Raw genomic sequence first — 14413 nt, forward strand, 5'->3', positions numbered from 1 at the left:
CGGTGAAGTGACTCATCGGCTGTTTTCTTTTGACGTGCGGCTTGAGACGATGGAATAGCTAGGGAATCTAGCGTTGTCGACCAACTCAAGGAGTGTCACCATGACAATGCGAGCAGCTCGTTTCTACGACCAAAAAGATATCCGAATCGAAGACATTGAACGACCAACTCCGGGAGCCGATGACGTACTCATCGATATCGCATGGTGTGGTATCTGTGGCTCCGACCTTCACGAATACCTCGACGGTCCGATCTTCATTCCGAGCAAGGGCAATCCGCACCCGATTTCCGGTGAGGAAGTACCCATCACCCTGGGACATGAATTCTCTGGCACCGTCGCTAAAGTAGGTGCCAATGTCAGCGATCTAGACATCGGCCAACACGTTGTCGTTGAGCCATACATTATTCATGAGCAGTACTGGGGCAAGGAAAACTACCATCTCACCCCGGATCAAAACTTTATCGGGCTAGCCGGGATGGGTGGTGGCCTCGCTGAGCAAATTTCTGTGAATCGCCATTGGGTCCACCCGATCCCTGACAACATTTCCTTGGATGAAGCAGCCCTGATCGAGCCACTGGCCGTGGCGTATCACGCGTTTGAACGTTCCGGTGCCAAAGAGGGCGACGTCGCACTCATCGGCGGTGCTGGGCCAATTGGTTTGCTCACCGCTGCCGTGGCCAAGGCCCACGGTGTCACGACGATTATGTCCGAACTGTCGAAAAAACGTATCGAAACTGCCAAAGAGACCGGTGTAGCTGATCACGTGGTCAACCCAGCCGAACAAGATGTGATTGAAGAAGTCATGCGCATTACCGACAATAAGGGCGCTGATGTGGGTTTCGAAGCGACATCAGTCGACGTCGTTTTGAACACATTGTTCAGCGCGGTCAAGAAGGCCGGAGTGATTGTCAACGAATCGATCTGGGGTCACAAACCCGCAGCTGACCTGGTCAAGCTGGTCACCAGGGAACAGGATCTGCGCGGCACGATCGGCTATCACTTTAGCCACGAGCCGTCCATCAAACTGGTAAGCGAAGGCAAAATTGATCTCAAGCCGTTCATCACCCACAAGATTGCGCTGGATGATCTGGTTGATAAAGGATTCGACATCTTGATTAACCACAATGACACCGCAGTCAAAATTTTGGTCTCCCCGACGGGCAAAGGACTCGACCGATAAGCTCTAGCCCCGAATATAACCAGCACAAACACTTCGGCCGGGCTCTCAGCCACACTTTTGGTGGCGAGCGTCCGGCCGTAAACCTGTATTCTAGGGTGACTCCACTGACGCACCGGATTTCGTACGTGCGCGACCAGCCGCTCTTTGCAGCAGACGCAGGACCGAGGCCCACTGCACTGTCGTCGTGAGTACTCAAGCGTGGCTGATCCATAGCCACTTCACAGATAAAGTTCCTACACTTGAGCCATGGATGAACAGCACAGCAGACCTTTGAAAACTGCACTCGTTGCAGGGCCACCAAGTTCTCTTCCCACCGACTATGGGACGTTCACATTGCGCTCCTACACGTTCAACGGGATCACCCATGTGGCGATGACGCTGGGAGAGCTCGCCGATTCCGAGGCATCATTGGTGCGCATGCACAGTGAATGTTTGACCGGAGATGTGCTGGGCTCACATCGCTGTGATTGCGGAGATCAGCTGACCGCCTCGCTGGAGGCAATTGCCAGTGCTGGCACGGGCATCCTGTTATATTTGCGCGGCCAAGAGGGCCGCGGCATTGGGCTAGAAAATAAGCTTCGCGCCTATGCGCTGCAAGATACGCAGGGCTTGGATACCGTCGAGGCGAATGTAGCGCTCGGGCTGCCCGAGGATGCACGCGACTATCACGCCGCAGCGCAAATGCTCACGCATCTGGGATGCACTCGCATCCGGTTATTGTCCTCGAATCCTGCGAAATCCGATGCCTTGACCCAACTTGGCATTGAGGTTGTTGGACGGCTGAATCTGCAGCTGCCAGACCGTCCAGAAAATAGTGCGTACCTGCAAAGTAAGCGTTCGCGTATGAACCACGATGTGCCCAATGGGCATCCTGATGTGGATCATTCCATGAGCCTTGATGTGTACCGCACGATCGCTACCAATGACGAGGTCTTGGCCCAGCTAGCGCAAAGCGAAGATGGGTTCATTGCCACCCGCTCCGGTGATGCGATGTTCGTATCGGGAGCGTTAGATCGGCGTCATTTGCACTGCATTCGTGCGGCGGTCGGTGCTGTCATGGTAGGTGCTGGCACAGTGGTCGCCGATGATCCGCAACTGACCGTACGCGCCGTTGAGGGTGAGAACCCGGTACGCGTGATTTTGGATCCGCGAGCGCGGATTCCTCGGGACTCCAAGGTACTGCAGTCCGGGGATGCCCCCACCATTTGGCTGGTTGGCGCTGCTACCGAAGTGGAAGATCCGCTGGCAGAGCATGTAAAGATCGTGCGCTTGCCCAGCACCTCGGCACAGCGGGTGGATCCGCACGCGGTGATCGCCGTGTTGCGTGAACACATTCAGGGCTCCATCTTGGTTGAAGGCGGCGGCCAGACGGTCTCGGAATTCCTTGCTGCCGGTGCCCTGGATCGCCTCTTCCTCACCACGGCTCCGGTACTAATCGGTGACGGCGTACCGGGTATCCGGTTTGAAGGATCCGACAAAATGTCGAAGGCACTACGCTACCCATTTCGGCGCTACGTATTCGGTCAAGATGTCTGCACCGAGTACGTACTCAGTGCGGCTGCACGCAAACACTCGGCACAAACTCCAGCCCAGATACGTGAGGTTCAAGAACAAGAGCCTTCAATGGGTTGAGGCTGAGCCCAGCACTTCCAAAATCGTGTTGGCTGTTGCGCGCCAACCATACGACAGCTGTTGTCTGGCGGCACGCGCCACGGTTTGGAGACGACGTCGATACTGCACATCGGTAAGCCACTGCTCCAGTGCGTCAGCCCAGAGCTCCTTGTCCAGTGGCAGGGCTTCGCCTGACCCGAGTGCTTCTTGCGACCCGGTCCCTGCGGTGACGAACGCGGGAACGCCTGCTGCTGTTGTCTCGCGCACGACCAGCCCAAAGGTTTCGGCGTGCGAGGGGAACACCAGCAGATCGGCTTGGTGATACACCGCAGCCAGTTCCGTTTCGTCCAGTTCACCGGTGGCCGTCGTCGTACCTCCTGGCAGACGAGCCAGCGTATTGCTCAGCCGGTGTGCGTACGCGGCATCATTGAGCGGCCCGGCAAACGTGCAATGCCAGTCGGAGACGCCGCGTGCGGCCAACTCTTCTAAGACCTCGGCGATAAAAACCTGGTTCTTATTGGGCTCGACTGCGCCGACGCTGATGAGGTTTCCGCCGGTGCCACCTGCTGCCATGGGACGTTCTGCAACCCCGGGCGCTGCCACGATCGCCCACACGTCGTGTCGATTCAACAGCTCATCTGCGGCAAAATGACTGGTGACAACCACCGCATCAGCTGCCTGCAGGCATGCTTGCTCGCGTCGTGTAGCCTCTGGGGTCTGAGCTAATGCATGTACTAACTGAAGAATTGGCACCTTGGCCCTGACCGGGGTGGGCAGCGAACAGCCAATGAGCCCATCCAGTACCACGGGCCCATCAACAGACTCGATCAGGTGCACCAGGTCTGCAATATCTTGGTCACTCGGTTCGGGCCATCCACCGGCAAGTGTGTGGCGCGCCAACTGGCCGTTGGCGGCATCAACAACTGCCCAGTTGTAGCGCAGTCCCCCGCTGATGCGCCCCAGATCGGGTTCGATCAGATGGAACATTAGCCCCGGTCGGCAACCGTGTAGCTCACGCGAGCTCGCGGGTTTTCGTGCAGCGTGACACTTATGCCGATATATGGTTGTTCGGCCAGGCTTGCCGCCAGTGCGTCACCAATGTATTGGGCAATGACTTCGGTGGTGGAGAGTCGACCTGCAAAATCTGGATGCGAATCTAGATCCGCGTAGCGCAGTGGTGCCAGTGCGTCGTCGAGCAGCTGGGTGGCGTGCCCAATGTCGAGCACGACTGAATGTTCATCGAGCGCAGCCCGGGTGAACGTTGCCTCAACGGTCAGGGTTGCGCCGTGCAGTTGCTGGGCGGGGCCGAAGAATTCATTGGGCAGGCTGTGGGCGATCATCACGTAGTCGTTGACGGTCAAACTAAACATCCGGTGGTCCTTCCTATGGTTTAAGGGTATTCAAAGACGTGGCACAGGGTCGCATCGGCGAAGTCACCGGGGGTCGTGGCCTGGTGCATGATCTGTGGAAGTTGGGTCCAGTGGGATACTCCGGTGATCAGATCATCAAAACGGTCGTCTCTCAGCGCGGCCAGACCGGCAGCTTTGCGTTGTGCGGTGGTGCGTCGATGCCGGTGGCCGGGCGGTACTTGGCCCACCTGGCTTGCGATAATATTCAGACGCCGGGCGTGGAAATCGGCTCCCAGTGGGACGGCGGGCGCGTTGTCGCCATACCAGGAGGCTTCAATGACCACGCCGTCGTCGCCAACAATTTCTAGAGCCCGGGCAAGTCCGGCCTGATGCCCAGAGACGTGGATGACAATGTCACAGTCGGCTGCCGCGGCTTCTGGAGTTACCGCGGTGATGCCCCATTCGGTGAGTAGTTGGCGTCGGGCCGGGTTGACGTCGACGATTTCGAGGCGCTCCAGCGGCATTCGGTCTGCCAGCAGTGCTGTGGTCGCGCCGATCATGCCGGCGCCGACGATGGTCACCCGGTCGCCAAAGCGGGGCGGGTGTTGCCAGAGGATGTTGATGCCGGTTTCGGCGGCTCCGGTGAGCAGTGCGCGATGATCGGAGATGTGGTCGGGAATGGGTAGGACTTCGTCGGGGGTCACGAGGTGGTGGCTGTGGTGTGGCAGCAGCCCGAAGACGCGCTGGCCCAGCCATGGGTCGGGCCCCTGGTCGATGACGCCAACGGCAAGATAACCATAAGACACCGGATAGGAGAAGTCGCCGAGTTGTGCGGGGGCGCGCATGTGCTGGGCGATGCTGGCTGGCACCTGCCCGTTGTGGACGAGGGTTTCGGTGCCTTTGGAGAGAGCTGTTGCCGTGGTTCGGATGCGCAGCGGGTGCGCAGCATCGACGTTTGGGGTGGGGACTTCGCGCCAGCTACTGCTACGCGGCGCGGTAGTCCAGTACTGCCAAGCCATAAGTGCAGCCTAGCGGGAATACCGCTGGCGAGACCATGGTTGGGTGCTGAGAGTTTCCCAACGGTTTGGGCAATCGGAAACGTTTGAGGGGTAGAACAACAGCGTTCTACCCCTCAAACATGCGTTCACTGCCTCAAGCGGTTGGCTAGTGCAATTTGGCTTCAGAGAATTCGGCCTGCCAGGCCTCGTCGTCATGCAGTAAAGCCTCCGGTGGCACCGCAGCTGCACTGTGTTCATGCTGGGAGCCTGGGGCTTGGTCGGCAGGCGTGGCAGTTTGCATCGCGGCGGCCTGTTGCTGTGCAGAGCGTAGCCCTGCGGCAATGCGCTTGCGGAAGACCACGATCAGCACGATCGCGGCAACGACCACTACGAAGATGACACCCAGGGTGATCAACCCGGACAGTGTGGGCCCAGAGGCCACGACCGTGTAGTCCGTTTGATCCGCAGCCAGGTCGTCATTGATACCGGTGCTGGCATCCTGGTTGGCGGAGTGCATGATCGGCAGGTTGATGCTCTGGACCGGAGTGGCCCCGAGGGCCTGCACACCATAGGAACTCACGTTCACACGGTATTCGGGCCAGATGCCCTCAAATCCAGAGACGCTAATGCTGGACCCGGGCAGAAACTCTTCAAGGGTCGCATTAAGTTCTGCTGGTTCTGCAGCGTCCAGCGTGGTCACAAACACGGTGGCGTCGTCTGTGGTTTCGGTTTCGATGCTGCCGGCACCTTCCGGTGGGGCAAAGACACTTTGGAGATCCTCACCGAAGGCTTCCACCTGACTGGAATCGACTGCGAACCGGTAGGTTTGTCCGATGTTTCCTGACATGCCAACGGTGGTTTCAACATCGACCTGTTCGACGCGTACACCGCGTTCATAGCTGACCTGGAAGGTATCGCCTTCGGCTTCTTCATCTATCGGGGTGATACTGTCACTGCCCCACGACACCCCGATGGACGGAGTATCGCGACACACCGCGGCACAGCTAAACCCGGTACCGTTCAGGGTGGTCAGCAGGGTGCCGTTTTCACTATTGGCGGTTTCTTCGACCTGGATTTCCAATTCCTCCATACCCAGGAGCCCGGAAAGCTGTTCTTGCAGGGAGGCCGAGTCGTCGAGCGTCACGGTCCAATATCCGTCGTCGGTACTTTCTAGTTCGCCAACCCCGGTGTCTTGCAAGTACTGCTGGCCAAGTTCAAATCCGGTGTCGTAGTCACCCGAGTTGAAAGCTGCCGCTAATTCGACAACCGTGCCACTATCGGTCATGGTCACCGAGACATCGCTGAAGCGGTGGTCCGTGCCCTCAGAGACCGAGAATGGTTCGCTCGATTCATATTCTTCACCGCCAATCACAACACGGCTTTCGGTGCCGGCGGAACCAATGATGCTGCTGGATTCTTCTTCGGCGACGACACCTTCTTCCACCAGGGCATAACTGGCCCAATCCAGCAGTTCGGCGCCGGTGAAGTTTTCGTCGAGGATGACACCGTCTAGCAGTGGGCCGTCGCTTTGTTCGAAGACGACTTCAGCAGTTTTCTGTTGGACCTCGCCCTGGCTGCTATCGCGAACGGCTTCTTCTTTTTCTACCGCCAGGTCAAGGAGCGCTTGCGCTTTGGCCGCGTAATCTGCCCGGTCAGAGAAGTCTAGTTCGAAGGTCGCCACGTAGCTGTCGGAGGCATCTGCGGCTTCTTCGGCCTCGTCGCTGGCTTCGGCAATTCCTGCGAAGGAAAGTTGCTCTGGCAGGTGAGCTTGCAGTGCTGCCTCGGTGGCTTCGATGCCGCCTTCCAGGTATTCCAGGTCTTCTTCGGCGATGGTCGCTACGAGGGTGCGGGTACCGGATTCGTCGTCGGAGAATTCAAGTTCCGAGCTGACTTGTGCCCCACAGGCCGCTAGCACAAACAGGGCTGCGGTCACGAGAGCCGTGATGCGAAATCGGCGAGCCACCGGCTGTGGTGCGGTGTCGAATGTGTCTGGGGAACTCATAGCATCCCGCCCAGGGCGTCAAACGCGATTTCGCCCACGATCATGCTGGCCAACAGGTAGATAATGACGACGGCGATCATCCAGATACCAGTGGCAATCACGTGGGCACGCAGTGGGGATGCTGCGAATCCGGTGGTGCGGTTCAGACCGATATAGATCAGCAGTTCGGCAACCAAAGTGAATAGGGTCCACAGGAAGGTGCCGATGGCGGCCATGATCATAGCCCAGGTGCCGCCGGGAATGAGGATGAGCACCAGCACGATGGCCATGATTGGCAGAAACAGACTATAGGAGGTGGCCAGCAGGCTCATGGAGGTCCGGAAGGGCTGCGGTTTTCCGGCCAATTGGAAGGTGAGGTGCAGTGCGATGGCGCGCAGCAGCATGACCAGCGCGCCCACCATGATGCTGGCGAAGACCAGGCTGAACCAGGCTCCTGCGGTCATGCCGAAGTAGACGGATGAGCCGCCGAAAAATGAGCTAATGGAGCTCATCGCGGCGCCGGATAGGCGGGCCGTGGCGGTTGTCAGCAGGATACTCAGAAGCACCATGCCGGCGATCAGGGTCACAAGCCACAGCAACGGTGAGCGGGAGGTGACTTGGAAGGCCTGAATGGTTTGGCCCTTGGCCAGGTGGGTGATGACGGTGAGTTGGTCGCGGAGTCCGATCGCAAAGTTATTCGGTCCAGCGGGTTGTTGTGGTCCGTGTGGCTGGGGACCTGCGGGATACTCGGGTGGTGGTGGCATGGTCTCCGTGGCCTGGTGGTGGCCAGACACGTTGCCATCATTGGGTGTTGAATTGCTCATGACGCTCCTCAAGCAAAGTGAGTGATACAGGACCTGGCAGTTTCTGTGGCAATACAGCCCCAGGTCAGCGTCAACTTCTATCAACGATTGCCCAACACCTGAAGGTATGCCCGCCGAAAACACAAAGGTTTAACTAAACTGTTATAGATATTTCATGTTGTAGTCCTGCCACGGCTGCTTTTCTATACTCGTCAGCAGCCCACGAGCATGGGGCATCAGGTGCACAGCTTTCGCGCGGTTTATCTACGGTTTAACGACCTGTCGTATCCCGCTGTTCGATGTCTTGGAGCAGAGCTGTTTTCGAACACGGTACCGATGATTGACCAAGACTGCCGAATTTCGCTGAGACATCTTCTGTCCCCACGGGTGCGTGGGCCACGACCCCGTAGTGACCATTCGATCCGTTGAGAATCAGCACCGATGTTCGTCCGTGTTCTGGCCGGTATCGAATCATGTGCGCCCAGCTGGCTACCGTCCAGTGATCAATTGTGTGTGGGCCGTAGCCGGGCAGTGCACAGGCCAGACCGCCTGGCTCAAAGACGTGCGACATCCATGCTTTGACCAGACCATCATCGTCGATGATTTTGCGTAACACCAACAACAGGTCAGCAGCGGTTGTGGTGCCGATAAATGCTTCACCGGCCGAGGTGTCTTTTTCAAGACCGGTGACTTCCGTATTTTTCAGCTCGGCAAAGCACGATTGTGCTCGGGATAGGACATCGATTTCGCGACCGTGTAGATAATCCAGTAGCGCCAGGGCTGCAGCACCATCGCCGCTGCCCATCATGAGTTGGATCGCGTCCTCTACGCCCAGCTGCAGTGGGCCGGTCAAATGTCGCAGCGTACCGGTTTCAGCACGTTGGCGATGTTCGAGCGTAATCTCCAGGGTGCTGTCCAGCAGGTCAGCGTGCTCTACGGCGAGTTCAGCCAGGATGACGGCGAAAAAGACTTTGCCCACTCCGGAGAAGTTGAAGGTCATGTCTGCATTGACGGCACGGCTGTTTTCGGCAGTGTAGAGCAGTTCGCCAAATTCTTGTTCCCAGAAGTCGGGTTGGATGATGTGGCGCTCAGCCATAGGTGCCAGCGTGCCGTCAAGGAAGTGTTCTTCGAGGAGCTGGCCGAAGTTGACGAAGAGTTCGATTGCGCGGGCACGCCCGGGAACATCGTCAAACAGTGCCACCGGAATCGACTCGGCAAAGACGGCTACGGAGGCGACCGGGGCATCGTCGTCGTCCAGCAGCAGCCCCACCTGGGATAGGCCGCGGATGCCGCGACCGTTCTTTTCCACAAATCGCCCGTTGTCGACGCGTGCGCCCAATAGCGGGGTGTAAATATGGCTCATGAATTCAATGGCCAGTTGGCACAGCTCCGGGGTGAGGCCCATGCCGTCGGCGACGTCTTCGTTTCCAATGCCGTGGGCCAGACGTTCCAGCAGGAGTGCCTGGTCATGAGCGGAGGTGACCGTCATGGATTCAATCGAGTGGTGCCAGGGCAGATCCCCCGAGCGTGGGAAGACTTCGCGGTTAAGGGTGTCGAACATGCCGGCCTGAGCGCAGTAGTCATTGACCCACTGTAGGGCGTTGCCGGTGGCTTGTTCGATGGCTTCGAATACTAACTGGGTGCAAATGTTGTCAGAGGTGATCATCATCTGCGCCAAGTGATCGCGCAGGCTCAGAGCAATACCCGGTGAGAGGTTTCGCATGATGCCCGCCTGCACGCCGTCTTTGAGTTCCTCAGTGATCACGAATGTGTCATCAAGTGAGAGTTTGCGAGCGCGTACCAGCGCCAGGCAGGCCAGCAATACACTCACCTTGCGGGTGCTAAAGGAGCCAAGAACAGTGCGGTCTTCGTGCCCGATGGTTTGCCCGGTGGCGATGTCACGCACCTGCCAATGCACGGCAAAGGGGTACCGTTCAGTGAGGTGTTGAATACGCTGACGAAGTGCAGTGATGTTTCGTGTCATGATCTCCACGCAGGCTGCCGCTAAGGTTTGCGGTGATTAGTGTGTCTAATCACTGCTAGGAACAATACTTGTTGAAACTTTGAATTTGCCCTATGTCGCGTCATGTTTCATTGACATGGTGCACGTCAGATGCGAAATGCTGCGCATTGGCCTTCGCTCGGCGTAGCAACGCTCGAAATTGCGCTTCTTCAGTTGGCGCCATGCCCTGGGATAATGCGGCGTCAAAGGTGGCGATTTTGGGTTCCAGTTCGCGCATCAGCTCCGCCCCGGATTCGGTTATTGAGATGACGCGCTCACGGCGATCCTGGGTGGTTTGCACGCGCTCAATGTACCCCTTGGCTTCTAGTGCGCGAATGGTGTCCTGTATTGACTGGGGCCGCACAAAAGTACGCCGAGCCAGCGCTGCACCAGACAGCGCCTCATGTTCCAGGAGCACGCCCAGGGTCAGATACTGCATGGTGGTGACATTCGTGTTGCGCAAGAGTGCATCCATCTCGGCCCGGCTAGCCGCTTCCGCTGACTTTAGTAAGTAAATCAACGATGGGATTTCACGAAATTTATCGGAGTGCGGCATCTGTTCTGCTGCGGTCATATAGGCACTCTAACCGATTGCATCATGAAGTGAGCCATGACATACTTATCATCAGGAAACCTGATCATTTATATTTTCATGGATTTGGAGGGGATTATGTTGTCAGGACAGAATATTGGCCTCGGTTCGTGGCCCGCTCGCCGAGCTCGACTCACCCCCGACGCAGTGGCGTTACGCTACGGTACACGCGAAGATACCTACCAGCAGCTTGCTGCTCGAGTGGAATCATTGGCCGCGGGTTTGCTTGAGCGCGGTATTTCGCGCGGCGATCGAGTTGCCTATTTTGGCGCCAATCACCCAGATTTACTGACCGTATTATTCGCTGCCTCACGCCTGGGTGCGATCACGGTATTACTCAATGCCAGATTGAGCCCTTCAGAGATTCAGTTCATGATTGAAGACTCCGGTGCCAGCCTCTTAGTGCACGGCTCCGAAGTTCACGACGTCGTGGCACGTGTGGAGTCGTCGCTTCAACAAGAGCTGTTATCGATCGACGTCGATTCCGCCGAATTTGAACAGCTACTGTCTGATGCGCCCGTTCCGCAGGTAGCCGTCGGCATGGATGATCCATGCTTGTTGATGTACACCTCAGGCACCACGGGTCAGCCCAAGGGTGCGGTATTGACCCACGGAAATATCTTTTTCAATGACATCAACGTACTGATTGAAACCGATCTCACCAGCCACGAAGTGTGTCTCGCAGCAGCCCCGCTGTTTCACATTGCAGGACTCAATGGTCTCGTGCTGCCAGTGTTCCTCAAGGGTGGCACCATAGAGATCCTGTCGTCGTTTGTGCCCCAGACCGTGCTAGAAGTTATTCGTGATCGAGGCGTTACCTGCATGTTTGGTGTCCCGGCGATGCTTGATGCCCTGAGTGCCGACGACAGTTTCACCGCCGAAACGCTGGGATCGCTCAAGACGGTTATTGTCGGCGGTGCGCCGGTCTCGCAGCGGACGCTGCGCGACTGGGCCAAGCACCAGGTGGAGGTTCAGCAAGGCTACGGCCTGACCGAAACCTCCCCTGCGGTGCTAAAACTCTCGGCCGAGGACGCCAGCGAGCATACTGGCTCAGCAGGCAAACCACAGTTTTTGGTCGACGTCCGCTTGCAGGACCCTTCAGGCAATGCCAATGTGGATGCCGCCGTCGGTGAGATTCTCACGCGCGGTCCGAATGTTTTTCGCAAGTACTGGAATCGGCCGGATGCCACTGACGACGCGTTTCAAGATGACTGGTTCCGCACCGGCGATATCGCTTCGGTGAGCGATGATGGATTTTATACTCTCAAGGACCGCTCCAAAGATATGTACATCTCGGGCGGAGAAAACATCTACCCTGCCGAAATCGAATCCGTGCTGATGGATCTACCGGGGATCACCGAAGCAGCGGTCATTGGTATCGATGACGAGAAGTGGGGCGAGGTAGGGCGAGCCTTTGTCGTGCCCGACTCGAACACTGAGTGGACGGAAACCAGTGTGCTTTCTGCGTTGCAGGGTCGGCTTGCTCGATATAAACAACCTAAATCAATCATTTTCGTCGAGCAATTGCCACGTACCTCGACCGGGAAATTACGCAAGAACATTCTGCGCGAGCAAGCCTAGGAGTATCATGACCACCACGTACGAGCCCCTTTTAGCTGATTTTCTGGCAACCCACACCTACCTGTCCGACCAAGAAAAAACTACACTGGCATCGTTGCGTGCCTTCTTGGAAGAACACGCTGCGCCATACGTCAACACGTGGTGGCAAGACGGCTCATTCCCCCACGATCTGCTCAAAAATCTTGCAGACGCCGGCTGGTTCCATCATCCATATGAGCAGACCCGCCCCTTTGAAAACTCAGCACTGTTTCGCGGCATGATCGCCCTAGAACTGGCACGAGTCGACGCATCGCTGGCCACATTTTTTGGTGTACATACCGGCTTGGCTATGGGTTCAGTGATGTTATGCGGATCCGAAGAACAGCGCCAAGAATTCATCCCCAAGATGGCTAACGGGGAACTGATCGGTTGTTTTGCGCTAACCGAACCCGATCACGGTTCGGATGTCGCTCGAGGTTTAGAAACCACGGCTCAGCACTCCGGCAACGGCTGGATTCTCAACGGCACCAAGCGTTGGATTGGCAATGGCACAATTGCCGGACTCGCCGTGGTCTGGGCCAAGGACACAGCAGACCAGCAGGTCAAGGGCTTTCTCGTTGACACAACAACGTCGGGCTTTAGTGCAACCAAGATTGAAAATAAGTACGCCCTGCGCATCGTCCAAAACGCAGATATCACCCTTGACAACGTTTTCGTGCCCGAAAATATGCGCTTGCAGAGCGCCAATTCATTCCAAGATACAGCAAAAGTTTTGAAGCTGACCCGCCTAGAGGTGGCCTTTGCGGCTCTAGGCAATGCGGTGGGAGCCTATGAAAAAACTGTGGCATATACCCAACAGCGAGAACAGTTCGGTCAAAGCTTGCATAATTTCCAGCTGGTCCAGGATCTGTTAGCCAAGTGTCTGTCGAATATCACCTCGTCGTGGGCGCTGACCATGGAGATCGCTCGAATGACGGACCAAGGTCGACAAGAAGACCAGCACTCGTCGATGGCCAAACTCGTTGTGGCCAGTCAAACCCGTCAAGTCGTCGCATGGTGTCGTGAACTGTTAGGAGGCAACGGCATTGTGCTGGATGAAGGCGTCATGCGCCACTTCGTTGATGCGGAGGCACTGTATTCCTTTGAAGGTACCCGCGAAATGAACTCGTTGATCGTCGCGCGTACCATCACGGGCCGACAAGCATTCGTCTAGCGGCATCGTTGACCTCGAGCGATTTTGGTTCGACCCGTCAAACTATCCCCAGAGTGAAAAACCGATTCGAACGCTGCACGTTATGTGCTGCGACAGCTCAACATCTGAGAGGTAAACCCATGAAAATTCGTCGCTCACCAAAAATCTTTGCAGGAGCCCTCGCGCTCACATTGGTGCTTGCAGGATGTTCCGATGACACGTCCTCAACTGCTGATACAGAAGACATGACAACGCTCTCAATCGGTGTCATGCCAGTGGCTGTATCCGCGGCCTTCGAGTACGGCTTTGAACAAGGAATCTTCGAAAAGCACGGCTTTGACATCAATATCCAAAGTGGTCAGGGTGGCGCAGCCGCACTACCGGCCGTATCGAGTGGGTCGTTGGATCTGGCTATCGGTAACCCGCTGTCAATCATGATTGCCGCGGATCAGGGCCTCGATATGCGAATCGTCTCGGGCTATGCCGCACCGCCGATTGAAAATGACATGACCAATGGCATCGTCGTGCAAGCGGACTCCGGTATTGAAACATGGAAAGACCTGGAAGGTAAGACCGTTGCTGTCAATGCCGTCCAAACGCAAGGCGACCTCGTCGTCAAGGGTGCTGTTGCACAGGATGGCGGCGATCCTGATGAAGTGAAATTCACCGAGCTGGGATTCCCGGACATGGAAGCCCAATTGGAAATTGGCAACGTTGATGCGATCTGGCAGCCGGAACCGTTTTTGACCTCGAACCTCAACAATCCGGATCGTGCAAACATTGGCTCCGCAAACGCAGCAGTCATCGAACAGTTGCCACCGTTGGTGACATTCACGTCCGCCGACTTTGCTGAAACCAATAGCGAATTACTCGAGACCTTTGAGACGGCACTGGCAGAGACCTTAGAAGCAGCCGCGAACGATCCAGATGGGTTCCGACAGCAAGTCTCCGAGTACCTCGACATCCCCATAGAGGTCGTGGAAGCCATGACCATTGACGATTTGGGAACTGAGATCGCGCCGAATGCTCTGCCGGACCTCGCTGATTTAGCGCTTGAATACGGATACATCGATAACGCGGTCGAACTCGACACGATTGTCCTGGAATAAAACGACGGCAAGACACTTCGAAACCAAGATCTGGAC

The 14413-nt window shown here is 56.8% G+C and carries 12 protein-coding genes; 5 read left to right on the forward strand and 7 right to left on the reverse strand.

Going from position 1 to position 14413, the window contains the following annotated elements:
• The first annotated feature begins 106 nt into the window (after positions 1-106).
• Positions 107-1180: a 2,3-butanediol dehydrogenase gene (locus A6F49_RS06170; RefSeq protein ID WP_043057670.1), complete on the forward strand. Its 1074-nt coding sequence runs from the start codon at positions 107-109 to the stop codon at positions 1178-1180.
• A 246-nt stretch (positions 1181-1426) separates the two neighbouring features.
• Positions 1427-2812 (forward strand): GTP cyclohydrolase II RibA, encoded by a 1386-nt coding sequence (gene ribA / locus A6F49_RS06175; protein ID WP_043057571.1) that lies wholly within the window; start codon positions 1427-1429, stop codon positions 2810-2812.
• On the opposite strand, the gene A6F49_RS06180 is transcribed toward ribA, so the two are convergent.
• The 7 genes from A6F49_RS06180 to A6F49_RS06210 form a co-directional block, all read right to left on the reverse strand.
• Positions 2801-3778: a glycosyltransferase family 4 protein gene (locus A6F49_RS06180; RefSeq protein ID WP_043057570.1), complete on the reverse strand. Its 978-nt coding sequence runs from the start codon at positions 3776-3778 to the stop codon at positions 2801-2803. The genes ribA and A6F49_RS06180 overlap by 12 nt on opposite strands.
• Positions 3778-4161, reverse strand: coding sequence for a 6-pyruvoyl trahydropterin synthase family protein (locus A6F49_RS06185; protein ID WP_043057569.1), 384 nt, complete (start codon positions 4159-4161; stop codon positions 3778-3780). The genes A6F49_RS06180 and A6F49_RS06185 overlap by 1 nt, the downstream gene beginning before the upstream one ends.
• 20 nt (positions 4162-4181) lie before the next feature.
• Positions 4182-5159, reverse strand: a complete 978-nt coding sequence (locus tag A6F49_RS06190; RefSeq protein ID WP_043057568.1) for a zinc-dependent alcohol dehydrogenase — start codon at positions 5157-5159, stop codon at positions 4182-4184.
• Between the two features lie 145 nt (positions 5160-5304).
• A complete protein-coding gene (locus A6F49_RS06195) occupies positions 5305-7140 on the reverse strand; it encodes a hypothetical protein (RefSeq protein ID WP_043057567.1) in 1836 nt (611 codons plus the stop codon).
• Positions 7137-7943 carry a hypothetical protein gene (locus A6F49_RS06200; RefSeq protein WP_043057566.1) on the reverse strand — a complete coding sequence of 269 codons (807 nt, stop codon included), beginning with the start codon at positions 7941-7943 and terminating at the stop codon, positions 7137-7139. Before A6F49_RS06200 ends, A6F49_RS06195 begins: the two co-directional genes overlap by 4 nt.
• 250 nt (positions 7944-8193) lie before the next feature.
• The gene (locus A6F49_RS06205; RefSeq protein ID WP_043057565.1) at positions 8194-9906 is read right to left on the reverse strand and encodes a serine hydrolase; all 1713 of its coding nucleotides are present in this window, start codon (positions 9904-9906) and stop codon (positions 8194-8196) included.
• Positions 9907-10006: 100 nt separating this feature from the next.
• The gene (locus A6F49_RS06210; protein WP_052504801.1) at positions 10007-10498 is read right to left on the reverse strand and encodes a MarR family winged helix-turn-helix transcriptional regulator; all 492 of its coding nucleotides are present in this window, start codon (positions 10496-10498) and stop codon (positions 10007-10009) included.
• A 36-nt stretch (positions 10499-10534) separates the two neighbouring features.
• Between A6F49_RS06210 and A6F49_RS06215 the strand changes: the two genes are divergently transcribed.
• The 3 genes from A6F49_RS06215 (at position 10535) to A6F49_RS06225 (ending at position 14377) form a co-directional block, all read left to right on the forward strand.
• A complete protein-coding gene (locus tag A6F49_RS06215) occupies positions 10535-12097 on the forward strand; it encodes an acyl-CoA synthetase (protein WP_201120260.1) in 1563 nt (520 codons plus the stop codon).
• Between the two features lie 7 nt (positions 12098-12104).
• Positions 12105-13289, forward strand: a complete 1185-nt coding sequence (locus A6F49_RS06220; protein WP_043057564.1) for an acyl-CoA dehydrogenase family protein — start codon at positions 12105-12107, stop codon at positions 13287-13289.
• A gap of 119 nt (positions 13290-13408) precedes the next feature.
• Entirely contained in the window at positions 13409-14377 is a 969-nt protein-coding gene (locus A6F49_RS06225) for an ABC transporter substrate-binding protein (protein ID WP_043057563.1), read from the forward strand.
• Positions 14378-14413: the final 36 nt, after the last annotated feature.

Source organism: Enteractinococcus helveticum, assembly GCF_001657475.1.
In the GTDB taxonomy this organism is placed as follows: domain Bacteria; phylum Actinomycetota; class Actinomycetes; order Actinomycetales; family Micrococcaceae; genus Yaniella; species Yaniella helvetica.